We start from the raw sequence: 24,205 nt of genomic DNA, 5'->3' as shown, positions 1-24,205 counted from the left end.
CCTTCAGGTCTTAACGGAACGGCGGTTCGTTGAATGTACGTAATTTACGGGAGTGCAGTCGGTCGCCTTCAGCACGCAAACGATCGATAGCCCGGATACCTATTTGCAGATGCTCAGAAATGGCACCTTCATAAAAACGGTTGGCCTGACCAGGCAGTTTGATCTCACCGTGCAGCGGCTTGTCGGAAACGCACAGCAGCGTGCCGTACGGAACGCGGAAACGATATCCCTGGGCGGCGATGGTGGCGCTTTCCATATCGATAGCCACCGCGCGGCTGAGGTTAAAGCGTAGCGCAGAAGCGGAATAGCGTAGCTCCCAGTTGCGATCGTCAGTGGTGACGACGGTACCGGTACGCAGGCGTTGTTTAACCTCTTCGCCGGGCATACCGCTGACTTCTTTGGTAGCGTCATACAGTGCGCGCTGCACTTCCGCGATGCTCGGAATTGGAATATCTGGCGGTAGAACTGCATCCAGCACGTGGTCGTCACGCAGATAAGCGTGGGCCAGAACATAGTCGCCAATCGCCTGGCTTTCACGCAGTCCGCCACAGTGACCAATCATCAGCCAGACGTCAGGACGCAGTACGGCCAGATGATCGCAAATGGTTTTGGCGTTAGACGGGCCAACGCCGATATTGACCAGTGTGATCCCCTGACCGTCGGCGGTGATTAAATGCCAGGCGGGCATCTGGTGTTTCTTCCAGGCGAGATCGGAGATCGCTTCTTCAGGCGCTTCAGTTTCAGCGGTGATCCAGATCCCGCCCGCACAAGAAAGCGCGATATACGGGCTGTCCGGGTCGAGGATCTGGCTGCAACCCCAACGCACAAACTCATCGACGTAGCGGGTGTAGTTGGTGAACAGCACAAACGGCTGAAAATGTTCAACCGGTGTTCCCGTGTAGTGGCGCAGTCGCGCCAGCGAAAAATCTACTCGTCGGGCGTCGAAGTGCGACAACGGGGAGAATTCCGCCGGATGATAGGTACCGTCGGCTGTTTCATCGCCAATCTGTGACAGCTCGGTTGTGGGGAAGTGGCGCGTTAGGCCGGCACTCATCGAGCGGTCGAGCGTCAGTTCAGAACCGTCAATGACATACGGATAGGGGATTTCATGCTGCGACGGCTCAACGGAGATATGCGCATCATAATCCTGATACAGCAGCGTGAGTTGTTCTTCAAGATACGGACGAAAAAGCGACGGACGGGTAATCGTAGTGGTGTAGCAGCCCGCATGGGTAAAACGACCATAGGCGCGGGTTTTAGGGGGATTGGTGGCGCTGCCATCCCAGGTGACACACAGTGATGGGTAAACAAAAAGACCGTTATGGCGGGCGATTACGTCAGGGAGCGTCCCTGTTTCAATATACTTACCAATGGCGCTACGCAGTGCTTTTACCGACTGCTCGTACAGCGCGTCCAGTTTATCCAGTGCCTGAGCCGGGGTCAGGCTGGAGCCCTTATTGTTCATGTCTGTCTCCTTGTTCCACAGATGTACTGCTCTCCCGATAGTATGTCACAGGAATGTGAAACAAAAGTCAGACGTTGAGGAAGATTGTGCGAAGACCGGACGGCCTCCGCACCCGGGCTTAACCGTGCTGCTTATCCCGCATCAGCAATGCTGTAGTGGCGGAAATAAGACAACCCGCCATCAGATAAATGGCCACACTGTGCCAGTCTCCGCCGGAGAATGTTACCAGCGCAGCAGCAATGAAGGGGGTAAAACCGCCGCCAACCACGCTTGCTACCTGATAACCAACGCCCGCACCGCTGTAGCGATAGCTTGCGCCAAACAAACCGGTAAACATAGGTTGCTGCACGCAGACCACCATATCGTGTGCAATGTTGGCCAACATAATCGCGAAGAACACGATCCAGAAAATGGATTGCGCTTCTAACGCCATAAAGAACGGGAATGCGCTGAGCGTCCCGACCAGTGCGCCGGTAATGTAAACGCGCCGGCGACCAAAACGGTCGGCGAGCCAGGCGAAGCAGGGGATGGTCAGACAGCTCAGCCCGCCCACCAACAAGCCGATATTCAGAAACAGTTCACGGGGTAAGCCCAGATTCTGCGTGGAGTAATTTAGGGCAAACGCAGTGACGATATACATCGTCAGCAGTTCACACAGGCGCAGAGCGATAATTTTCAAAAAGGCACCTGGATGACGGATTAACGCCTCGACTACCGGTAGTCTCTTTTTCTCTGGTTGCGGCGCCTGTTGCTGCTGTTCGAATTCGGCCGATTCATCCATTCGGTTACGCATCCACAACGCGCCCAATACCAGCACGATGCTGAACAGGAATGGAATACGCCAGCCCCAACTCAGGAACTGCTCATCGGTGGTTTGCGAGCTAATCAGCGAGACCAGACCGGTAGAAAGCAGTAACCCGACGCCATAACCGACCTGAACACCACTGCTGTAGAAGGCTTTTTTATTTTTCGGCGCGCTTTCGACCGAGAGCAACGCCGCGCCGCCCCATTCACCGCCAACGGCGAATCCCTGAATAGCACGCAGCGTCACCAGCAGAACGGGAGCCCACCAGCCAATGGTGTCAAAGGAAGGAATAATCCCTATCAGTGCAGTGGCGATCCCCATCATCCAGACGGTGAGCATCAGCATACGTTTACGCCCCAGGCGATCGCCGAAGTGGCCGAAGATCACCCCGCCTAGCGGGCGGAACAAGAATCCGACGCCAAAGGTAGCAAATGCGGCAAGAGTCCCCATTGCCGGGCTGACCTGCGGGAAGAACTCGCGGTTAAAGACCAGTGCGGCAGTGATGCCGTAAAGCAGAAAATCATACCAGTCGACCACGGCACCCGCGAAGCTACCAAGCGCAGCGCGTCGGGCGCGGTTAAGTGAAGAGGCGTCCTGTTGGGGACCCGTGGAGGTGAGGGAGGAATCCATAGTTATCCTGTCTGTACTGTTTTTTAGTTATTAGTATTTGAGTTGGGTTACACACATTGCAGTCGCAATATTAACGACCGTTATGAGATTACCGCGACAGACGGGAAGTGAAAACGATTATCTCCCTCATCTGATGGCAACATGAAAAATAAGATGAATGAGAAAACAGAAAAGCAAAAAAACCGCTCGAAAGCAGGGTGTTCAAAAATTGTTGCCTTTTGTTCAAAGTGTGCGCGGTAGATGCGGTAGCCCAGCGTATTAAGCAACATCGCGTCGCCGGTGTAGCTTCACGGATTTGTAATGTCATGAATGATTCCCGTCCTGGAAATAAATCGACGATTACTGAACTATATCAAAACTGTCAGTGATACAGTGGCATGCGAACATTTCAGAGGCTTATCAGTATGAAGATTGTTTTTATCCCTGCGTTGATCGTAGTTCTGATTGATAAAGAACAGGACATAGGACGGGAATTGACCCGCGATGAGGTTGAGTCCATTCGCGATGGCGCTACAGCCATCCGCCTGCCAGCCGAAGCAGCCGAGGATATAATCAGAGAGCGTGGCTACCGCGATATTGATCCTGAGAATGTCTGGCGCGAGTGGCAGGCGTATAAAGCTGACTGAATGTTGATGGGAGCACGCTGCTTAAGTAGCGCATGAAAATTGTGCACTTACACGGATGGGTTTACTCCGCACCTGACGTGGAGCTGAGGAGCAACTTTGAGCGACATGCGGCCAGTTAGCTTTGAATAAAATTTAACGGCTATATCGACGCCCCGTGATTTTTATAAGTGGGGCATTTTTATCTTCAGAACCTACTAACTCCAGCCTTGTTTACTACGACGGATATAAGGTAATACGGATAATAAAGCCAGAACCGCTAATACCATTCCAATCCATAGAGCTGAACGTAAACCGAATCCAGATGAAATTGCCATTCCACCTAAATAAGAACCGCCACCTAATCCAATATTGATCACGGAAGTATGAACGGCATTGACCATTGGCCCTGGATGTGCCACGCTGACAATTCTTGCCATCATTGCCGGATTCATTGGTACGCCAGATAAACCGATAAGTATAACAGCCAGAATAGCAATGACCTGATATTGAACAAATAGCGCCATGCCGAGCAAAGAAATACTCAATATTGTTAAGCCGACAACCATAACAGTTAAACTATGGCGATATGCAAGACGTCCCGTTACCATATTCCCGATGATATTGGCTAGTCCATAAAGCATCAAAATGAAGGGAACCGTCTGCATTGTAAATTCACTGACATCCGTCAGCACGGGGATAAAATAACTGAATGCCGCAAAACTTGCTCCCAAAATCAAACAGCTGGTTGCACAGGCTTTCCAATAGGCTTTATTTTTAAATGCCTTAATCTCTTCAGCCATCTTGATAGCACCGCCGCCGCTCATATGTGGCAATAAACGTACTAATGCTAGCAGGCATATGAAAACCAGGACCGCGACCAGCCCAAAACTCATTTTCCAGCCCCAGTGCTGGTCAATGATTGTCGCGATAGGTACACCAAAGACATTGGATACCATAAAACCTGCTATCACTATTGATGCGGCACGAGGGCGATTTTCTACAGATACAAGAACCATACTTGTCGCGAGTGAAAGACTTAAACACCCTGCACATAAAATACCTGTCACGATGCGAATGGCAACTAGCACATTGTAATCAGAGGCAAAGACGCTTAATCCTTGTACGATAACATATAACCCTAACAGCCATAATAATGTTGAGCGATAGGGCGCTTTAAACTTAAGAAAGGTGTAGGTTAATACCGGGCCACCTAGCATTACACCGAATGCATAATATGAAATCAAATGCCCGACTTCGCCGACTGTAACACCAAATGCTTCCGATAGCGTGGTCATCATACCCGCCACCATTAACTCTGCTGTACCTAATGAAAAAATGGCTAACCCTAAAATATAAACGACTAATGGCATGTTTTTTTATTTTTCCTTGTATTGGAATGATCGTTACAAAAATGAGTGCAAGTAAATAATGAATTTTTTCGCTTAAATTTATAAATTGATTAACAGACCAGCGACGACATCTTCGAGGATTTTTCTATCTGTAATGTTTTTATTCAGTACACGTAAACCGTAATAGCCTGCCATAAAGCCTCTCGCCATTTCGACGGCTGATGCTTTATTGTTCAGTTCGCCGGTTCGTTGGCCTTCGATGAATACCGACACCAGCGTTTTTTCTAAATGCTGACGATATTCATTATTCAGGCTCGCAACGGCTTCATCTTTACTGCCCATCTCTAAGGCTGAAAATAAGACCATCGCATCATGCTGCTCTGGCTGAGAAAGATCTTCGGCAATACCCCAGAGCAGAAGGGTATGCAATCGCTCTTTTACCAGACCTGGTTGTGTGAGTATTGTTAACTGTGCTGACATAGTTTGTTCGTGGCTGCGCAACAAAGCTTGCTCGTACAGGGCTTGCTTGCTTCCAAAGGCATTGTATAGGCTTCCCCGCCCTAATCCCGTACCATTGCATAAATCTTGCGCAGAGGTGCCTGCATAACCATTGGCGCTGAAAACAGCGACGGCAGCATCAATGACATCCTGATCTTCGAACTTTCGTGGACGACCTGGAAAGGTTGGTTTTTCAGCACTCATAGGGATGTGGGACTTGAAATGAGTTGAGGCGGCATAGTATTGATTATGGAACGATCAGTCAAATAATTTTTATAAGTAAATCAGCGATGACGCGCAGACAGATTTTCTTATGAATTGCTATGCGTTTCTGTAGAGGGATGTGTGGATTTTATCCTTTCCAGGATAGTACGTTGATACAACGACAACCACGCGTAATGGTTAATCATCACACCGGAATCTGCCGTATTCTAGTGAACGTCCAACGTCCCCCTTCGATTAAGGATAGTGTTGCATCGACCGATTGAACTCACAGGGCAGAGTAAAGTCATCGCAGCGTGAGTGATATGACAGGCGACCTGTTGAAGCCATGGTACCATTACAGACTGTATCATCTACCTCACTACACACATCGGCCTGCCAGATACTGGTTCGGGGTGTATCTCCGTATCCACGCTGAATATGGTTCTCAGCAATCCAGGGTTCATCACCTCTTCTGGTGTGCCTTGCGCCATAACATGTCCGTTCGCCATGACCACCAGATGGTCGCAGTACCGGCTGGCCTGATTAAGGTCGTGCAGCACGGCGACCACCGTTTTCCCCTGAGCCCGGAGTTCGCCCATCAGCCGCATCAGTTCCACCTGATGATTGATATCGAGATAGGAGGTTGGCTCATCGAGTAGTACAACGGGCGTATCCTGCGCCAGGACCATCGCCAGAAATGCGCGCTGTCGCTGACCGCCAGAAAGATCGGTTAACCGTCGGTCGGCAAGATGTTGGATCCGGGTCTGGTTCATAGCATCATGGACCCGCGTATTGTCTTCAACGGAGAGACGCCCCCAGAGTGACAACCACGGGTTGCGACCGTACGAAACAAGCTCCTGGACGGTGATCCCCTCGGGAGTTAAATGGTGCTGGGGCAGCAGCGCCAGCCTGCGGGCTAGCTGGCGTGATGAGAGCGTATTGATGGCACTATCGCCGAGAAATACGCCTCCGGACTGCGGTGTTAACAGTCGTGAAAAACAGTTTAACAACGTTGACTTCCCGCAGCCGTTAGGGCCGAGCAGGGCGGTTGTCTTCCCCGCTGGTAGGGTGAGTGAAACGCCATCAAGCACCTTGTTTATCCCGTAACAGACCGTCAGATTTTCAGTTCGTAATGTCATTTATCGCATTCTCACAAGCAGCCAGACAAACCATGGTGCACCGATAATGGCGGTCAGCACGCCAGCCGGAAGTTCCAGAGGAGGATGAATAATTCGCGCCAGCAGGTCGGCAACCACCAGCAGTAACGCACCTGTCATGGCTGAAACGGGCAGCAGCCAGCGGTGACGTCCACCAGTAATGCTGCGCACCATATGCGGCACCACAAGACCAATAAAGCTAATTGGGCCGCAGACGGCCACGCCGGTCGATGTCATGGCGACGGCCAGTAGCAAAGCCTGGAGCCGAATACGCGGCACCGACACACCGAGCGTGGTGGCGCGCGCATCGCCCAATGCCAGGAGGTCGAGATCGCGGCAAAAGCGCAGACTCAGCGGCAGAAACAAAATCAGCAGTGGGGCGGCTATTTTCACAAAGCTCCAGTCACGGCCCCATAAGCTGCCGGTCAGCCACAGCAGGGCGCTGTTCACATCCTGCGGACGCGAAAGCATCAGATAATCCGTCAGGCTGGCCCAGCAGGCAGAGAGCGCAACACCCGTGAGCGCCAGCTTCATCGGCTGGCTGGTGTTCGCCAGTATTCTCAGCAGGATCAGGCCCGCCATGCCACCGGCAAAGGCCAGCAGCGGCAGAGAAATCACCGGTAGTGACGGCAAGAGAAGCAGTGCTCCCACAGAGGCCAGGCTGGCGGCATGGTTTACGCCGAGAATATCCGGCGATGCCAGAGGGTTACGCACGATCCCCTGCACCAGCACGCCTGCCACCGCGAGGGCGGCACCGACAAGCAACGCCAGCAGCAGTCGCGGCAGGCGGTACGCCGTTAATACGTAATGATATTCGCGCCCGCTCTGCCAGTCGGTTAGCAGGGCATGCCAGGGAACGGCGATCACCCCCATTTGCAATGACAGAGTCGAAAATCCTGCCAGCGCGAGGGCGATGAAAATGACGAACGCAATTTTCATCCACGCCTCCTGACCAGCCAGACAAAACAGGGGGCACCAATCAGCGCCACTACTGCTCCTGCGGGCAATTCGCCAGGGAAGGCCAGCGCTCGGGCCAGAACATCCGCCAGCAGCAGCAGCGTGGCGCCCATAATCATGCTCATCGGCAGGACCTTGCGCTGATCGAATCCCACCCAGAAGCGAGCCAGATGTGGCATCAGCAGACCGATAAACGCTACCGGGCCTGCCACGCTGACGCAGGTACCGACCAGAAGCAGCACCAGAATATTGATGATCAAACGGAGCTTCGGCAGATTCACCCCCAGCGTGCGGGCGGTGCTGTCACTGACGTTAAGCAGGTTCAGTTGATTAGCCAGCAGCAACACCACCGGTACAGCAACCGCCACCATCGGGAAAAGCTGCCAGAATTCCTGCCAACGTGCGTGGGATACGCCCCCCGCGAGCCAGTAAAAAATGCCGTAAGCGTGATCTTCCGTCAGCAGCAGGGTGATGCGGGTTAGGGCCATACAGAAAGCCGAGAACGCGATGCCCGCCAGGATCAGTTTGTTTCTGTCCTGGGTGTGGCGAAATCCACCGCCTGCGGTCATCACCAGCAGCCAGCTTACGCCGCCACCGCAGGCGGCGATAAAAGCGATAGAGTAACCCGCAACGGGCACAGGGCTGATGGCGCTGGTAAGCGCCATCGCCAGCGCTGCGCCACTGTTAATACCGAGTAGTGAAGGGGAGGCCATTGCATTATGCGTCAGGGTCTGCAGCAGCGTTCCCGCCAGAGCCAGGCTTGCGCCGATCAAAATAGCGACCAGGCTTCTCGGCAAACGAAGGTTTTGCACCAGCGCTTGTGGAAGCGTCGGCGTATGGCCTGGCAGCAGGGCGTGAATGGCATCAACGCCAGAAACAGGAATGGCCGAGTAGCAAAACAGACTCAGCCAGAAGATAGCGATAAGCGCGACAAGGGGAAGCCCCCACTGTAGCGCTGGATGTTTGAAAACTGTCATTTCACATCGGATAAAGGCTGGTGGTGAAAGATTTTTATCGTGTCGCTGGCAATGCGTTCGGCTGCGAAAATGCCGCGCATCCGCGCCCAGGCGTTACTGTCGACCGACGCCGTCTGCTGTTTTTGCGCCGCAGTTAACATCTGCCACAGCGGGTCTTGTTGCCAGCGTTTCACGATGCTCTCTTCACGATAGTGCGCGACCAGCAGCCATGCCGGATTGAGCGCCAGCAGCTGTTCCAGACCGATGGACGGCATAGACGAACCCGCCATAGCCGCAGGCACCGTCAGCCCCAGAGAGGTCAGGACGCCCCCGGTCCAGGTCTCCTGAGTATGCAGGTTGAACTGCTGCTCCCGGGACGTACCAAACACCACCATCGTGTCTTTTGGCAGTTGGCTGGCCCACGCTGACATCTGTTGTTGGTGTTGCGCCAGGCGTGACTGCATCTGTGCTTTTTTACCCACAATTTCACCGATGATGGCCGCAGATTGCAGATTTTCAGCGTAGGTTTCATTGCGAGACTTGAGCAGCAGCACAGGTGCTATTTGCTGTAAGGCGTTGTAAATACCCGCATGGCGGCTGCTGTCGGCAATGATCAGATCCGGTTTCAGCGCGCTGATGGCTTCTAAACTCGGCTGCGCACGCGTGCCGACAGACTGCCAGGGTTTCAGATGGGCACGAACCTCTGGAAGAATGCGTGTGGCATCGTTATCGTCGGCAATGCCGACCGGACTGACATCGACAGCAGCCAGTGCGTCCGCGAACGAAAGTTCCAGCACCACTATCCGTTGTGGCGTTTTATCAAGCGTAAAGGTGCCATGTTCGTCATGAACCGTGGCGGCAAAAGCATGACCGGTGAGCAGCAGAGCGGCGAATAGCGTGCGTAATGGTGTGAACATGTAAATTGCCTGCGTCGGGTGGCGTTTCGTTTGCCCGACCTACAAAACAGCATGCAGGCCGGGTAAACGGGGTTTAGAACTTCAACGAACCCTGCATATACAGCGTGCGCGGCTGGCCTGCGTAGATGCCTTTGTTGTTGTCGTCGTAAGAGCGGGTGAAATACTCTTGGTCGAAGATATTTTTCACACCGAACGCCAGGTTCAGGTCTGCCATCTGCGGGCCGAAGTCATAGGCTACGCGTGCGCCCCAGAGCATAAAGCCAGGGATGCGACCGGTACTGCCATCAGCGCTCTCTTTAACGGTGTTGGCGTTATCCGCAAACTGGCTGGACTGGAAATCGCTATTCAGATTGAAGGTCCAGTTGCCCGGCTTATAGTCCACGCCCAACGTGCCTTTGTGTTTTGGTGAGAAGGGCACCTGATTGCCATAGGTATCGCCTTTCTCGCGAATCTCAGCGTTCACATACGCATAGCTTGCGTAGACTGAAACGTTGTCGAGCGTTGGCGTCAATGTGCCGAGATCATAGCGAGTCTGAGTTTCCAGTCCGGTATGACGCGTTTTACCGCGTGCAGTAACGGTGTCGTTGGTTTGGTTGGAATCGTACTGATTATTAAAGTTAATCAGGAACAGCCCCATTTCCGCCGTCAGCGCGCCATCGTCGTATCGGGTTCCGAGCTCCCAGGTTCGCGCTTTTTCCGGTTCCACATTGCCGCTTTGCACAGCCTTGCCAATTTGGCTGTACTGTACGGTGCCGAATGAGCCTTCAGTGTTTGCATAAAGATTCCAGCTATCAGTCAGGTGATAAAGCACATTTAGCGCCGGAAGTGGGGCGTTGTAGCTTACTTCCTCATGTGTGCCTTTGATGGCGTTGTTCTGGTATGACTCGATATGTTCAAAGCGCATACCCGGTGTGATAGTCCAGTTGCCAATGTCGATTTTGTCATCCAGATACCAGGCGTGCGCTTCGGTGCCCGAACGAGTGTCGCGATCGTAAGGGCTGGCGCTGGACGGCAGTTGTCCACTGCTGGTGGCCGTGTAGTAACGCATTTCATGCGTCGACTCGCTCACATAGCGGTATCCCACGCCCACTTCGTGCGCGGAAGGACCCACCATAAAGCTCTGACTGTAGCGTGGTTCAATGCCGCGTACCCAGTAGTTACGCGGTGAAAGGGTGAGGCGTTTTCCCTGTTCCAGGTAGCCGCTGCGCAGGGTTTCAGTGTAGAAGCCCTGAATATTGAATTTATGCTGGCTGTCCGGCTGGAACTGATAGCCGAGGCTTGCCAGCTTGCGGCGCCCCCAGAAGCGATCGTAAGGGCGCGTGGATTGCCAGCGGTCAGCGTCGTAATCCGCGCGAGACAGGCCACCGGGCATGTCAGCTTCACCGTCGTAGTATTGCAACAGACTGTTGAAGGTATGCACTTCGTTTGGCGCATATTTGCTTTTCAGCATCAGGTCGTCGATGCGGGTCGCGCTGTGTTCGCGCCAGTCGCTTCCACGTGTACCGGAGTAAAGCAGGGCGGTACCAAAACCGTTATCCGCCGTGCCGCCCACCATCAGGTTGTGCGTTTCTTTTGGGTTATTTTGTGAAGATGCTGGGCTGAGCTGGCCTTCCACGCCGGCTTCCATGCCGAAGTCTTGCGGAATAGCGCGGGTAACAAAGTTCACCACCCCGCCCACGCTCTGTGGCCCGTAACGCACCGCGCCACCGCCGCGAACCACGTCGATGGCGTCCATATTTCCGAGTGAGACGGGCGCCAGTGAAAGCTGCGGCTGGCCGTAAGGGGCAAACGGCACGGGAATACCGTCCATCAGCACTGTTGAACGGCTGGCCAGGCGCGGATTCAGGCCGCGAATACCAAAGTTCATTGCCAGATCGTGGCTACCGGTGCCGTTGTTTTCTGGGGCGGTAACGCCAGGAATGCGGTTCAGTACCTCGCGCATGGATGTTGCGCCGGTTTTGGCGAAATCCTCGCGGCGGATAACGTCACGTGCGCCAGCATGTTCGAAAACGTCGTTTTCGCGCGCATCCCCCAGCCAGTCGCCCACCACGGTCAGGGCATCTTCTTGCGGTGTTGGTGCGGGCTCCAGCGTCCAGCTATTATTACCCAGCGATTTCACCTGCAGGCCACTACCGTTCAGCAGGTGTTGCAGGCCGGTTTCGACGTCGTAGTCACCGTGAAGACCGTTACTCTGTTTGCCGCGAGTCAGGCTGGCGTCAACCGACAGGGTAATTCCGCTAAGCGCGGCATACTGATTAAGGGCTTTGTCGAGCGAACCCGGTGCAATATCAACCTGCGCTGCGAAGGCGGATAACGACAGGCCGGCCAGCGGCAGCAGGCTCAGGCGAACGGCGTTAACCAAAGGTGTTGTTTTGCGAAAAACGCGTAAAGGCGTCATACCTTCTCCATCATCATTTTTGTTGTGTTCATCTATGAGTCGAATGAGAAGGGGAAAAAGGACAATCGAAATGAGAATTATTTTTCTTACAGTGCGGAAATATTTACCCAGTATCGCGTAACTGACTGAATTTTCACTGGAAGAGTCTTGGCAATAACATCCAGGATTGCATCAGTATTTTTCAGCGGGAAAGTGCCACTCAGGCGTAACCCGGCCACAGCCGGATCGCAGCGCAGCACGCCGTTGCGATAACGGCTCAGCGTGGCAATCACTTCACCCAAAGGTTTATCGCTGAAGCTCAGAATGCCCTGCGTCCAGGTGGCGCTTTCATCATCCGCTGAGGCTATTGCACCAAATTCAGACGCGCTAAACTGCAGGCTCTCGCCAGCGCTGACGATGCGTTTTTCCTGCGGACGATTTGCCAGTAAGACTTCAACAGCGTGTTGTTGAACGACAACGCGTGTGACGTTGTCATGCTGGTAGACGGTAAATTCTGTGCCTAATGCGGTGAGCTGGCCCTGGCGGGTCACAACGCGGAAAGGTCTCTGCTGCGCGTCTTTTGCGGTAGTAATAGCAATTTCGCCGTACCAGAGATGGACAGCGCGTTGACGCGTATCAAAACGAACGTCCGCGGCGCTTTGTGTGTTGAGCGTCAGCAGAGAACCATCTTCCAGCCGCTGATGGCTGACCGCGCCTTTGGCGGTGCGGTAATCCGCGCGCAGACCTTCACCGGCTTCAGACTGCCAGAGCTGCCAGCCGCCGCCCACGCCGAGCAGCAGCAGTAACCCTTTCATGACATGACGACGGGTAAAGCGCGTATCGTGCAGCGCCCGGCTGGCAACATCGCCCGGTACGCGGCTGAGCTGGCTGCGCAGGTTTTCAACCTGTTGCCAGGCCCACTGATGATCTTTGTCCTCTTCGTACCATTGTTGCCAGCGCGCTTCTTGCTGTGGGCTGACACGCTCGCCGCTTAATACAGCATACCAGTGCGATGCCGAGCGCAATGCCTGGCGGCGAGAATCGGTGATAGAAGCGTTCACAGACCGTGCTCCAGACGAAACAGCAGACAATGTTCGATAGCCTTTGCCATATACTTTTTCACCGAGCTGACGGAGATACCGAGCTTCAGCGCGATCTCGCTGTATGTCAGACCATCCAGTTGCGAAAGCAGAAACGCTTCTCGTGTTTTTCCGTTCAGCCCGTCAAGCATGCTGTCGATGAGTTGCAGGGTTTCGAGCTGGCTCTCGCGTTCCTCGGGGGAAGGCGCGAGCGCCTCCGGCATAAGCGCCAACATCTCCAGATAGGCTTTTTCCAGCGCGTTTCGGCGAAACAGGTCGACCATCACCCGTTTGGCGAGAGTGCACAGAAAGGAGCGCGGATCGCGGATCGTCGAGAGCGAGTCGCTGCCCATTACCCGTAGAAAAGTGTCCTGGGCAATGTCATCTGCATCAAAGGCGGACTGGAGTTTGCGCGTCAGCCAGCTTTTCAACCAGCCGTGATGTGCGCCATAAAGCGACTCGAGCGTAAAGGAAGCAGTGGTAGTGGCGTGGTCAGACATGTGGAATGTATCAAAAGTTAATTATCACGCTATTATAGTAATATGAGAATGGTTATCATTACAATTAGAAATATAATTGTATTACGTTGAACTTCTTAATGCGTTGTTATTTATAAAAATGTTATGAGGTGGATATCGGATGGGGATGGGGAGTCTGCTTCCGGCATGTGACAGTTGGAATGACATCTGACCATGTCTGCTGTGAGCATGGAGCAGACGAATGCTTTAAAGCATGCTGAACTCTTTAAAAGTAAACCGTTTTTGGGAGGACACCGAGAGCAGAGCAGCTGTTACTTTTCGGGAAAAAGTGAGTTGCGGATCAGGAAATGCTCAATCGAGTCGATTAAACCGGGAGCTAAGGGGAGCGCGGGTTCAGCGTATGTCGCGATATTCGCTTTGCGATCGTCCGAAGTCACCTCTTTCATAACATGGTTCATATTGGGCAGTATAACCAGGGACGCTTGAGGATTCGCGGCCTTAAGCAGTCTTGCATCCGTTTCTTCCACCTGGAGATCGCGTTGCCCTTGTAGCACTAACACGGGTTTGGAAATACTCGAAATGAGATGACCCGGATTATATGAAAACGCATTGATCAAAAACCCCTGAACAGCAGGATTAAAGATACTTTGCAGTGCTGGGTGAATATTCGTAATATCGACTCGCCGCCGATGCTCCAGAGCATCAATTATCGGCAGCGCCTGCTTTAATAGAATTTCATTTTCCGGATTAGCGTTAAGTTGCCCCCTCAACACCTCGCCCATCGGCCTCCCAGGCGTTGCGATAAGAACCACACCGCACACATTCTCTTCTTGAGCCGAGGCAAGTGCGACTAGGCCCCCTTCGCTGTGTCCTAAAACCCAAACACAGGGAGTGTGCATGTGACGTCTAAGCACGTCTACCCAGGATCGAATGTCGTCAACATAGTCAGCAATCGTCACCGCATTGGCATCGTCTACGGCCATTGCGCTAGCGAACATTCCACGTTTGTCGATACGAAGCGTCGCAAAACCTTTGGCAGCCAGGCCTTCAGCAAGAAGTCGGTAAGGCGATGCATTCACACCAAGCGGGTTGTTTCCATCCCGATCGGTTGGCCCGGAGCCAGGAACGATAAGAACAACGGCTGTTGGTTTTGAATTCGGGGTGAGTAACGTGCCTTTCAAAGGGCCTTTTGGCCCTGCGGCATCCAGGGCAGTTTCGGAAAAGGTCTCCGGTACTGCCGCCAGACTCACAAATGGGCAAGCGCCCAAAAGGGCAATTGAGGCGGCAATATTCATTGGAGATGTTCCTGTAAAATTCAGCGTACCCGTCAATTTATATTATAAATATGGCCTGCTCTACATTGATTAATATATCAGCAGTGATAGAAAAGTCCTCTGCTGGCACAGAGCGAAGGTACTGGGTGAGTTTAAAGTCTACTGTGAGCGAAGAGTGGACATCTCAACTCATTGTTGTTCCTGTCTATTGATATGGAAGCCCGGAACGGTAAGCGTTTGGAACAAATACCTGCGGCTATTATGAATGAAGTGTTGGCCAGACTAAGTTGAGGTTTTGATATGCGCACTGAGCAATGGCATAAAAGCAAAAAGCCTGCTTAGTTTCCTAAGCAGGCTTCTTAAATATGGCTCCTCTGACTGGACTCGAACCAGTGACATACGGATTAACAGTCCGCCGTTCTACCGACTGAACTACAGAGGAATCGTTTGAACGAGGCGCATATTAGCGAGGGTGGTGAGGCTTGTCAAAGGGGTAAATACATTTGTGTGTTCGTTTGCTGACAAAATCAGCAAAGCGGCGATCTTTCCGTCTTTTTATGCTTTTGCCCCATTCTGGTGCGTGTCTACCTCTTCCAGGGCAGCCTGAATGAGATACTTAGGTGTGCAGAATGATCTTCCTTCGCTTTTACTCCTGACTTTACGCGGCTTTAACCGTAAAACACCGTTTTAGACGAAAGTGGCAAGCATCTTGCAATCCTGAATTTAATGACTGCCAGCACGGGTTCTGGTATTCCGACAGGAGGCAAAATGAACTTCAGACGACTGAAATATTTCGTGAAAATCGTCGATATTGGTAGCCTGACCCAGGCAGCGGAAGTGTTGCACATTGCGCAACCCGCGCTGAGCCAGCAGGTCGCTACGCTGGAAGGTGAGCTGGATCAGCAATTGCTGATTCGTACCAAGCGTGGCGTCACGCCGACGGAAGCAGGAAAAGTGCTATATACCCACGCCCGGACGATTTTACGTCAGTGCGAACAGGCGCAACTTGCGGTTAATAACGTGGGCCAGACCTTGAGTGGACAGGTCTCTATCGGCCTTGCGCCGGGGACAGTCGCGTCATCCATTACCATGCCGTTATTACAGACGCTACGTGCCGAACTGCCTGATGTGCTGGTCTATTTGCATGAAAACAGTGGGGCAGTGCTGAATGACAAGCTGCTCAGCGGGCAATTAGATATGGCAGTGCTCTATGAGCGTTCACCCGTGGCGGGCATCAGCAGTCAACCGTTGCTTAAAGAGGATCTGTACCTGGTTGGCACGCGTGAGTGTCCGGGGCAAAGCGTCGATTTAGCCGCAGTGGCGCAGATGAATTTGTTCTTGCCACGGGATTACAGCGCGGTTCGCCTGCGCGTGGATGAAGCTTTTTCGCTACGTCGCTTAACGGCTAAAGTGATTGGCGAAATTGAGTCTATCTCCACCCTAACGGCCGCCATTGCCAGTGGTATGGGTGTCACAGTGTTGCCTGAGTCGGCCGCCCGTTCATTATGCAATGCGGCTAACGGCTGGATGGCGCGCATCACAACACCGTCGATGAATCTGCCATTATCGTTGAACGTATCCGCCAGAGGGAGCTTATCGCCCCAGGCGCAGGCCGTGAAGGAGATCCTGTTGTCGCTGGTCAGCCGTCCGGCGCTGGAAAATCGCGAGCTGCAGCTGGTCAGCTAAACCTTATTCCCGCAAGGAATAAGATGCAGGTTTTTATTATTTGTTATGCCGGGCATCAGACTTTAACAATAGCGTAATGTCTGATGTGCCCGGAGCGAAACGTGAATTTCCAGCAACTTAAAATAATCCGCGAGGCGGCCCGTCAGGATTACAACCTGACAGAGGTCGCGAATATACTGTACACCTCGCAGTCGGGCGTCAGCCGACACATTCGTGAACTTGAAGATGAACTTGGCATCGAGATTTTTATCCGTCGCGGTAAACGCCTGTTGGGCATGACCGAACCGGGTAAAGCCTTGCTGGTTATTGCCGAGCGTATTCTGAATGAGGCCAGCAATGTTCGTCGACTGGCGGATCTGTTTACCAATGACACGTCCGGCGTTCTGACGATTGCCACCACGCATACCCAGGCACGCTATAGCTTGCCTGCGGTGATAAAAGCTTTTCGTGAGCTGTTCCCTGAGGTGCGTCTGGAACTTATTCAGGGTACGCCACAGGAGATTGATGTCCTGCTACAAAATGGCGGGGCAGATATCGGAATTGCCAGTGAGCGGCTGAGCAGCGATCCATTGTTGGTGGCTTTTCCCTGGTTTCGTTGGCACCACAGCCTGCTTGTTCCTAATGACCATCCATTAGTGAAAGCCTCTCCGCTCACGCTGGAGTCTATTGCTCACTGGCCGTTAATTACCTATCGTCAGGGGATTACAGGGCGTTCCCGCATCGATGAAGCATTTGCTCGCAAAGGGCTGATACCGGATATTATTCTCAGCGCCCAGGACTCGGATGTGATTAAAACTTACGTGTCGCTGGGGTTGGGGATTGGGCTGGTGGCAGAGCAATCCAGCGGCGAGCAGGAAGAGGGGACCTTAACCCGTCTGGATACCCGGCATTTGTTTGATGCAAATACCGTTTGGCTGGGGCTTAAACGCGGACAGCTGCAGCGCAACTACGTCTGGCGATTCATCGAGCTATGCAATGCAGGGCTATCCGTCGATGAAATTAAGCGTCAGACGATGGAGCCAGATGAGGCGGTGATTGATTATCAGATTTAACTACAAAAGCCCGTGAGTAAACGGGCTTCTCTGACGTCGCTGAATGGCGGGTAGAAAGCTGCGTTACCTCAAGGTCTCCAGCCTCAGATCCTGCGTCGGCACCCGCGACAATATCGAACAAGACACCGCCCGTCCCGAATCCGCATAAATAAACTGAAATCCATTCTTCACCGAAAGAACATCTCGATTGGTAAACGTATAGAATTTATTACTCTGACTACGGCGGGCATCGGAAACATAAAAACTATTGTTTTCCCACAGCACGCTAACGTGCTGGAACAAATGAAATGTCACCTCCGCCCAGCCTCTGTCCGGGCAACGTAGCGTGACTTTCTCACCGGCTATTGTACTCAGTGGAATTACTAATAAAGCGATTAGCGCTGCTTTCAGCAGTATCGGCATGGGCAAGTATGGGTCTCATTCTGATGTCGTTGCACGATAAGATACTTAACCATGACGTTAACGAATTGGATCATAGAGACATTTTGCATAAGCAGACGGACATTCTCCCGTCGCCAGTATGGAAAAGCCTGGATGTGGAGTGAAGCGGTCTACCTGGCAAATGGGATCGCAGAAAAGCTAAAAGCCTGCTTAGTTTCCTAAGCAGGCTTCTTAAATATGGCTCCTCTGACTGGGATCGCCTTAGCTATTAATTGGCTGAATATTAAGCTAAATAAGAAGTTCAGTCTTGTCAAGACCATCAAAATGAGCACCACGAGTAGCTGGTGAAAGGTCTCATGTATTTTGTGCTCGTTATTAAGATCATATTCATACGGATCGTCTGCTTAACGTCAAAAACGAGCGTCAATGGTAGATGTATAGAAAAGGTTATGAGTGGTGCAGGGTGCCAATCAGTTAGCTGCCTTCGTTAACAATAATATTAGTGTTTTATAATTTATTTATAGACCTCTGCAACCCCGTGCAGACGGTTATGCCCCGTGGTTGACAGAATTTTGAACGATGTTGCTCCTTGCTCATCAGCCTTACGAGAGAGTGCATTTGATAACTCATCAAGGGTATAGGCATTGCTGGCTGAGACTACGCCGATCTTTTCTTTCCCGTCTGCATGGTTAATTTCCTGAGCAGCGGAGGCGGCATTCACTGAAATAAACCCCATGACTAATGTAGTAATAAGTAGTGCTTTCATATCTAATACCTCTTTTAAAATCTATGTTTGAAACTGGATTCGTATCAGGAGAACTATCCCCGTCGGTATATTCAAATATACAGACCCAAGCTGTCATGATGCTGACCGCTATATGACAAAATTGTCAGGGTTATAAATTAGCTATTTTTTGAATACAGGTTCATCTCGTTAATAATGCACTCCGGTTCTTCTCTGAGAGGCATATTGTCTATGTCCAGAACTCCATCATTTTTCTGTGGGTCATCAGTCTGCAGGTCTGCAAACAGCGGGGTAAGATCCTGTGGTGCTTCACCTTGTTCAGCCACCAGCTCGAACGTTTTATTTTTTGCCTCGTCGTGGGTCAGGGCACTGACCAGAACCTCTGCGATTTGCTCCCGAGATATCACACCATCTTCCGGTGTTCCCGCATGACGCCTGTCTCCCTGAAGCATAACGATTCTGTGCTCATCATCATTGTTGTAATCAAACCAGCCGGGCCTGACGATGGTATAGGGATGACCGCTGGCCCTGACCAGACGCTCGGCACGTCTTTTCCAGTCATGAACCTCAGTGCGTTGATTCCAGGTGCTGAGTCGTTCAGTCACGCCAATCGTGGTCATCAGGCCGATACGAATAGGTGTATCCCTGAATATTCGTAAAATATTGCGCACTCCGCCGTAATCTATCGCTCTGGCACCAATACGCCCCTGGCCATCGGAACCGAGCGTGAAGATTATGCCATCAATATCTTTCGGCAAATCGGTGAGTGTTTCAGGCATTGAAACATCGCCATAAAAAACATCAGTTCCACGAGGAAGTAATTTTACTTTGCGTTTATTTCTGACCAGAGCGACGGGCTGATGGCCCATTTCAATAGCGGTATTCACGACATGAAGACCAATACTTCCTGTCGCCCCTGCAATGAGTATTTTCATTATAAACCTTCTGATAATTGTGACTTATTTTCGATACGGTCAGAATATCAATTATCATTATTGTCAGTAATGGGGCTAAAATGATTGTGTCTATGAACACCCTTCATGAGTGCGCGATGAAGGGAATGCCTCCATAAGGAAATCGCCGATGCTCAAAGAAAACTTCAACGAACTGCAAATCTTTCTGGTGGTGGCAAGGGAGCGAAGTTTTACCAAAGCAGCGGGTAAACTGGGCGTTTCTCAGTCTGCACTCAGCCACGCGATGAAGGCCCTGGAGGAAAGGCTGAATATCCGTCTTCTGACCCGTACGACCCGAAGCGTTGCCCCTACGGAAGCCGGTGAGAGAATTATTGCCTGCCTCGAACCTCGCATTGCCGATCTTGAACAGGAACTGGAATCGCTTGTTCAACTGAACGGCACCGCCTCCGGCAATATCCGTTTATCTGCCGGGGAGCATGCCGCACGAAGTCTGGTATGGCCGAAGTTAAAACCCTTTCTCAGGGAATATCCGGAAATTAATCTCGAACTGGTGGTTGATAACGGCTTTGTCGATATTGTTGAGAGGCGTTTTGATGCCGGGATCCGCTTGGGCGAAAGCGTCGATAAGGACATGATTGCGGTAAGAATTGGGCCGGACATGAGAATGGCTGTGGTGGGAGCACCGTCTTATTTCGCTGCAAACCCTGCACCTGAAACGCCGCACGAGCTACAAAATCACCGGTGTATCAATATGCGCCTGCCGACTGCCGGTGGGCTTTACCACTGGGAGTTTGAGAAGGAAGGGAAACCGTTAAGGGTCAGAGTGGAAGGGCAGGTCACGTTTAATCTGCAGGCGGAAAGAATTGATGCGGCGTTATCCGGTTTTGGCATCGCCTGTATACCTGAAGACAGAGTGCAGGATTATATAAAGTCAGGAGAGCTTATTCAGGTTCTGCAGGACTGGTGCCCATCTTTCCCCGGATATTACCTCTACTACCCGAGCCGTAAGCAGCATCCGCCCGCTTTTGCGCTGATGATAGATGCACTTCGCTACCAGGAATAACGGGTCTGCCAATCTCAGCGGACCCTTCCGGATATTAACGGCCTACGCGGGCCTGATGTTCAGGGGAGTAACGCTCGCCGACGACTTTAATAGTTTCAAGCGCCTGGGTTATCTGCCGTGAGTCATCCTGCGACAGAATGATATCGGCGGCCCCCAGGTTTTCTTCCAACCGGTGTAGTTTGGTGGTTCCAGGGATAGGCACAATCCACGGCTTTTGTGCCAGCAGCCATGCCAGCGCGATTTGTGCAGACGTCACGCCTTTCTCCGCCGCCAGTTCACCCAGCAATGAGACCAGCTTTTCATTGGCTTCAATCGCCTGCTCGGCGAAACGTGGCACTGTGCTACGGTAATCATCCTTGCCAAAAGTGGTTCCTGGCTTAATCGAGCCCGTCAGGAAGCCTTTGCCTAATGGGCTGAAGGGAACGAAACCAATGCCCAGTTCCTCCAGTAGCGGCAGGATCTCCTGCTCAGGCTCGCGCCACCACATGGAGTATTCGCTCTGCAGCACCGTAACAGGTTGTACGGCATGCGCACGACGAATGGTTTGCGCACCCGCTTCGGACAGACCGAAATGTTTAACTTTGCCTTCAGCGATAAGGTCCTTCACCGTTCCTGCAACATCTTCAATCGGGACATCCGGATCGACACGGTGTTGGTATAGCAGGTCAATAACATCAGTCTTGAGGCGGCGTAATGATCCTTCCACCGCTTCACGGATATGCTCCGGACGGCTGTTTAAAATCAGCTGCTTGTTGTCGTCGCCAAAAGTAAATCCAAACTTAGTGGCGATGACCACGCGGTCACGAAACGGTTTTAAGGCTTCGCCAACAACCTCTTCATTAAGGAAGGGGCCATACACTTCAGCGGTATCGAAGAAGGTGACGCCACGTTCAACCGCTGCGCGAATGAGCTCGATAGCCTGTCGGGTATCGGTCGCCGGGCCGTAGCCGTGGCTTAAGCCCATGCAACCGAGCCCAAGCGCGGAAACTTCGAGTCGGGATTTACCCAGATAACGTTTTTGCATTGAATGAAACCTCTCTTATCGCGACTTAAACATCAAGTTTGCGGCCAGTTAGCCATTCCACCATCGCCGGGTCACGGTGGGAGAAGAAGGCGCTGGTAGCGGTATCGAGGGCGGCAATTTGCAGCATATCCTCAGCGCTGAGTTCAAAATCGAGAATATTGATGTTCTCAGCCATGCGTTCTTTGCGGACCGATTTCGCCAGTGAAACGATGCCTCGCTGGAAGATCCAACGCAGCACAACCTGGCCCACGCTTTTACCGTACTTCTGGCCAATTGCTGTTAGCACGGGATGCTGGAACAGACCATTTTTACCCTCTGCAAACGGTGCCCAGGCTTCCGGCTGAATGCCACGGCTTTGATTCCATGGAACGGCATGCAGCTGCTGGTTGAAGGGGTTAACTTCAATCTGGTTCACCGCAGGGGCAACGTTGTTGAAGGCGATAAGGTCGGCCAGTCGGTCAGGATGGAAATTGCTAACGCCAATGGCGCGGATTTTGCCAGCCTGCTGCAGTTCTTCCATCGCACGCCATGCCCCATGGACATCGCCGTAAGGCTGGTGAATCAGATACAGGTCAACGTAATCAAGCTGCAGTCGGTTCAGAGAGCGTTCGAACTGGGCTTTCGCGCCTTCATAATTAGTATCCTGCAGCCACAGTTTGGTGGTGACAAACAGTTCATCACGGGCGATGCCGGTCTGTTTCAGCGCGTTCCCGACCTGGGTTTCATTCTGGTAAGACGCGGCGGTATCGATCAGACGGTATCCCGTATCGATGGCATCAATAACGGCTCTTTCGCATTCCGCGGCATCCGTCATCTGGAAGACACCAAAGCCCAGCAGGGGCATTTCAATCCCGTTGTTCAGTTTTACAGTTTGCATGACGTTATCCTTCAGCTGTTGTGTTGGAAAAGCATAACGCAAAGTGATTTATTCGATTAGATGGGGTAATTAGCTAGGGTTTATTAGATGTGTTCATTAATTTAGAGGGGGAAGGAAGGTCGGCTTTGTGCCAGGAGCGGACGTTAAGGGTTTCCAAGGGAGCTATCTAATATGGCATCCACGGTGAACGCATTGCCAGCCGGGAAATGATGCGAATAACTGTGTTTAATTTTATCGAGTGAGATTACAATCGGTGGCGAAATCACTGTGCTGTGGCGGACTCAGCTCGGAATTTATTGAAACTATAACCTCGCTAGGGTCTTGCTCACATTGGGTAGGATCAGTCTTGTAATGCACCTGTTGTATGGCCTTGTTCATCCGAAGATCCTGCAATGGCTGATGGTGCATGAGAAGTTTGAGTGCAATGAGGTCAACACCAAAGTCTTTGCCCTCGATGTGGTGGCCAGCCAGCAACTAAGATTTATCCTCTATACCCACTAATCTCTGCAGCAGCTGCCGGCCCCCCGTGATAACGGAGATCAGGATGCATACACGAACAAAATTACCTGCCCCTCTCGCAGCTGATGTGGCGGCTCTCATTAAGAATGGCATGGATTTTCTGGATAAGGCACGTGAAGAGTTCGAGGCCAAACAGTACAAACACTCGGTAGTTAGTTTCTGGATAGCTGTAGAAATTTTGCTCAAGGTACCCCTTGCCAGCGAACACTGGACGCTGGTCTGCAGCGGTAAAAAAGTATCGCGTAAAAGCTACCTTGCCGGTGATTTTCAGTCGGTGTCCTTTGATGATGTCTGTACCCGGTTGAGGGATATCCTTGAAAAGCCCCTGCCTAAAGAAACCGAAGCTGTGTTTAATACCATTCGCAATCACCGAAACCGTGTAGTTCATTTCTTTCATACAGCTTTTAGTGATTCTGAGGTGGAGACCATTCTGGCTGAACAGGCTCGGGCATGGTTTGCACTGAACCGACTAATGCGTGAAGACTGGCAACAGCATTTTGCTTCACCACACAACTGGGCACTGGCATTAGGTGAAACACAACTCCTGCGAGGCAACGAGTTTTATGCCGAAGCCCGTCTGAAACATATCCAGCCCGAGCTGGAACAACTTGCGACTGAGGGCGCTGAATTTCATCCCTGCACCATTTGCCACAAGCCAGCAGCCATCATGGAAATTCTTGCCGTCGGGAAGAACGGTCCTACCGTTTATGAGCAAACTTGTCGCGTCTGTTTTCACTCAGAGCGCCATGTAAAGTTTACCTGTCCTGAGTGTGATACAGACCAGGTTCTGCCGGTGGAAGAAGAAGATGACGATACCTTCATCTGCCGCACCTGTAACGCAGAACTCTCAAGGTATAACTTGCTTGATGAGGAGAATTTTCGTCATGTGGACGAAATGATGTATCCCGATGGCCTAGCAAATTGCGCTCACTGTGAGGGCCATGAAACGGTCTGTGTGTTTGGCGAGAACTTCCTGTGCACACGATGTCTTGAGATCCATACAGGCTATGATACTTGTGAAATTTGTGGGACTCCCTGTGAAGCAATGGGCGAGACAATGAGGTATACGGGCTGCCCACATTGTGCGGATGAAGACTGAATCGCCACAAATTCAGTAGCCTTCTTTTAGCCTTCAACGTCTGCTCCTCGCTCAAAGCAGACCTTGGAATTGAAAGCAGAGGGACTACCTGAC

The 24,205-nt window shown here is 52.0% G+C and carries 22 protein-coding genes, 1 tRNA gene and 1 pseudogene; 7 read left to right on the top strand and 17 right to left on the bottom strand.

Translation table 11 applies throughout. From position 1 onward, the window contains the following. Positions 1-10: 10 nt before the first annotated feature. Both ACHHZ7_RS08725 and shiA read right to left on the bottom strand, forming a co-directional pair. Positions 11-1,465, bottom strand: coding sequence for an AMP nucleosidase (locus tag ACHHZ7_RS08725; protein ID WP_032942969.1), 1,455 nt, complete (start codon positions 1,463-1,465; stop codon positions 11-13). 118 nt (positions 1,466-1,583) lie between these two features. Next, positions 1,584-2,900 carry a shikimate transporter gene (gene shiA / locus ACHHZ7_RS08720; RefSeq protein ID WP_003832199.1) on the bottom strand — a complete coding sequence of 439 codons (1,317 nt, stop codon included), beginning with the start codon at positions 2,898-2,900 and terminating at the stop codon, positions 1,584-1,586. Between the two features lie 404 nt (positions 2,901-3,304). Here shiA and ACHHZ7_RS08715 point away from each other — a divergent pair, with 404 nt between their 5' ends. Next, positions 3,305-3,526, top strand: coding sequence for a hypothetical protein (locus ACHHZ7_RS08715; RefSeq protein ID WP_003036289.1), 222 nt, complete (start codon positions 3,305-3,307; stop codon positions 3,524-3,526). Positions 3,527-3,720: 194 nt separating this feature from the next. On the opposite strand, the gene ACHHZ7_RS08710 is transcribed toward ACHHZ7_RS08715, so the two are convergent. From ACHHZ7_RS08710 to ACHHZ7_RS08665, 10 genes are all read right to left on the bottom strand, one after another. After that, positions 3,721-4,875: an MFS transporter gene (locus ACHHZ7_RS08710; RefSeq protein ID WP_060682380.1), complete on the bottom strand. Its 1,155-nt coding sequence runs from the start codon at positions 4,873-4,875 to the stop codon at positions 3,721-3,723. A gap of 78 nt (positions 4,876-4,953) precedes the next feature. After that, positions 4,954-5,556, bottom strand: coding sequence for a TetR/AcrR family transcriptional regulator (locus ACHHZ7_RS08705; RefSeq protein WP_008784381.1), 603 nt, complete (start codon positions 5,554-5,556; stop codon positions 4,954-4,956). A gap of 371 nt (positions 5,557-5,927) precedes the next feature. Further along, positions 5,928-6,695 carry a Fe(3+) dicitrate ABC transporter ATP-binding protein FecE gene (gene fecE, locus ACHHZ7_RS08700; protein ID WP_060682379.1) on the bottom strand — a complete coding sequence of 256 codons (768 nt, stop codon included), beginning with the start codon at positions 6,693-6,695 and terminating at the stop codon, positions 5,928-5,930. Continuing rightward, a complete protein-coding gene (fecD, locus tag ACHHZ7_RS08695; protein ID WP_060682378.1) occupies positions 6,696-7,652 on the bottom strand; it encodes a Fe(3+) dicitrate ABC transporter permease subunit FecD in 957 nt (318 codons plus the stop codon). Then, a complete protein-coding gene (fecC, locus tag ACHHZ7_RS08690; protein WP_060682377.1) occupies positions 7,649-8,647 on the bottom strand; it encodes an iron-dicitrate ABC transporter permease FecC in 999 nt (332 codons plus the stop codon). The genes fecD and fecC overlap by 4 nt, the downstream gene beginning before the upstream one ends. Then, entirely contained in the window at positions 8,644-9,543 is a 900-nt protein-coding gene (locus ACHHZ7_RS08685; RefSeq protein WP_060682376.1) for a Fe(3+) dicitrate ABC transporter substrate-binding protein FecB, read from the bottom strand. The genes fecC and ACHHZ7_RS08685 overlap by 4 nt, the downstream gene beginning before the upstream one ends. 73 nt (positions 9,544-9,616) lie before the next feature. Continuing rightward, the gene (gene fecA / locus ACHHZ7_RS08680) at positions 9,617-11,941 is read right to left on the bottom strand and encodes a TonB-dependent Fe(3+) dicitrate receptor FecA (RefSeq protein WP_060682375.1); all 2,325 of its coding nucleotides are present in this window, start codon (positions 11,939-11,941) and stop codon (positions 9,617-9,619) included. 86 nt (positions 11,942-12,027) lie between these two features. Further along, positions 12,028-12,981, bottom strand: coding sequence for a ferric citrate uptake sigma factor regulator FecR (fecR, locus tag ACHHZ7_RS08675; protein ID WP_060682374.1), 954 nt, complete (start codon positions 12,979-12,981; stop codon positions 12,028-12,030). After that, complete coding sequence (gene fecI / locus ACHHZ7_RS08670; RefSeq protein WP_008784388.1) at positions 12,978-13,499, bottom strand: ferric citrate uptake sigma factor FecI; 522 nt, start codon at positions 13,497-13,499, stop codon at positions 12,978-12,980. The genes fecR and fecI overlap by 4 nt, the downstream gene beginning before the upstream one ends. 290 nt (positions 13,500-13,789) lie before the next feature. Then, positions 13,790-14,773 carry an alpha/beta hydrolase gene (locus ACHHZ7_RS08665; RefSeq protein ID WP_060682373.1) on the bottom strand — a complete coding sequence of 328 codons (984 nt, stop codon included), beginning with the start codon at positions 14,771-14,773 and terminating at the stop codon, positions 13,790-13,792. 183 nt (positions 14,774-14,956) lie between these two features. Between ACHHZ7_RS08665 and ACHHZ7_RS08660 the strand changes: the two are divergent. After that, positions 14,957-15,043: pseudogene (locus tag ACHHZ7_RS08660) on the top strand (type II toxin-antitoxin system PemK/MazF family toxin); the annotation flags it as partial. Between the two features lie 75 nt (positions 15,044-15,118). Here the strand turns inward: ACHHZ7_RS08660 and ACHHZ7_RS08655 are convergent. Beyond that, positions 15,119-15,194 (bottom strand) — tRNA-Asn (locus ACHHZ7_RS08655). A gap of 326 nt (positions 15,195-15,520) precedes the next feature. Between ACHHZ7_RS08655 and nac the strand changes: the two genes are divergently transcribed. Beyond that, positions 15,521-16,438, top strand: coding sequence for a nitrogen assimilation transcriptional regulator NAC (gene nac, locus ACHHZ7_RS08650; RefSeq protein WP_008784390.1), 918 nt, complete (start codon positions 15,521-15,523; stop codon positions 16,436-16,438). Between the two features lie 101 nt (positions 16,439-16,539). After that, positions 16,540-17,490: an HTH-type transcriptional regulator Cbl gene (cbl, locus tag ACHHZ7_RS08645; protein WP_060682372.1), complete on the top strand. Its 951-nt coding sequence runs from the start codon at positions 16,540-16,542 to the stop codon at positions 17,488-17,490. Between the two features lie 895 nt (positions 17,491-18,385). Here cbl and ACHHZ7_RS08640 read toward each other — a convergent pair. Together ACHHZ7_RS08640 and ACHHZ7_RS08635 are read right to left on the bottom strand one after the other, a co-directional pair. Continuing rightward, positions 18,386-18,637 (bottom strand): DUF1471 domain-containing protein, encoded by a 252-nt coding sequence (locus tag ACHHZ7_RS08640; RefSeq protein WP_060682370.1) that lies wholly within the window; start codon positions 18,635-18,637, stop codon positions 18,386-18,388. 137 nt (positions 18,638-18,774) lie between these two features. Further along, the gene (locus ACHHZ7_RS08635; protein ID WP_192464138.1) at positions 18,775-19,551 is read right to left on the bottom strand and encodes an SDR family oxidoreductase; all 777 of its coding nucleotides are present in this window, start codon (positions 19,549-19,551) and stop codon (positions 18,775-18,777) included. A 148-nt stretch (positions 19,552-19,699) separates the two neighbouring features. On the opposite strand from ACHHZ7_RS08635, the gene ACHHZ7_RS08630 reads away from it, so the two are divergent. Beyond that, positions 19,700-20,593 (top strand): LysR family transcriptional regulator, encoded by an 894-nt coding sequence (locus tag ACHHZ7_RS08630; protein ID WP_060682369.1) that lies wholly within the window; start codon positions 19,700-19,702, stop codon positions 20,591-20,593. A 34-nt stretch (positions 20,594-20,627) separates the two neighbouring features. Here ACHHZ7_RS08630 and ACHHZ7_RS08625 read toward each other — a convergent pair whose 3' ends face one another. Both ACHHZ7_RS08625 and ACHHZ7_RS08620 read right to left on the bottom strand, forming a co-directional pair. After that, a complete protein-coding gene (locus ACHHZ7_RS08625) occupies positions 20,628-21,617 on the bottom strand; it encodes an aldo/keto reductase (RefSeq protein WP_060682368.1) in 990 nt (329 codons plus the stop codon). Between the two features lie 25 nt (positions 21,618-21,642). Then, positions 21,643-22,494, bottom strand: a complete 852-nt coding sequence (locus tag ACHHZ7_RS08620) for an aldo/keto reductase (protein ID WP_060682367.1) — start codon at positions 22,492-22,494, stop codon at positions 21,643-21,645. Positions 22,495-22,845: 351 nt separating this feature from the next. Here ACHHZ7_RS08620 and ACHHZ7_RS08615 point away from each other — a divergent pair, with 351 nt between their 5' ends. Then, the gene (locus tag ACHHZ7_RS08615; protein ID WP_000550473.1) at positions 22,846-22,995 is read left to right on the top strand and encodes a hypothetical protein; all 150 of its coding nucleotides are present in this window, start codon (positions 22,846-22,848) and stop codon (positions 22,993-22,995) included. 43 nt (positions 22,996-23,038) lie between these two features. Next, complete coding sequence (locus ACHHZ7_RS08610; protein ID WP_000557466.1) at positions 23,039-24,112, top strand: hypothetical protein; 1,074 nt, start codon at positions 23,039-23,041, stop codon at positions 24,110-24,112. Positions 24,113-24,205: the final 93 nt, after the last annotated feature.

The organism is Citrobacter freundii complex sp. 2024EL-00216, from assembly GCF_043945515.1.
GTDB classification, from domain to species: domain Bacteria; phylum Pseudomonadota; class Gammaproteobacteria; order Enterobacterales; family Enterobacteriaceae; genus Citrobacter; species Citrobacter portucalensis.
This window is presented reverse-complemented; position numbering and strand designations above follow the sequence as displayed.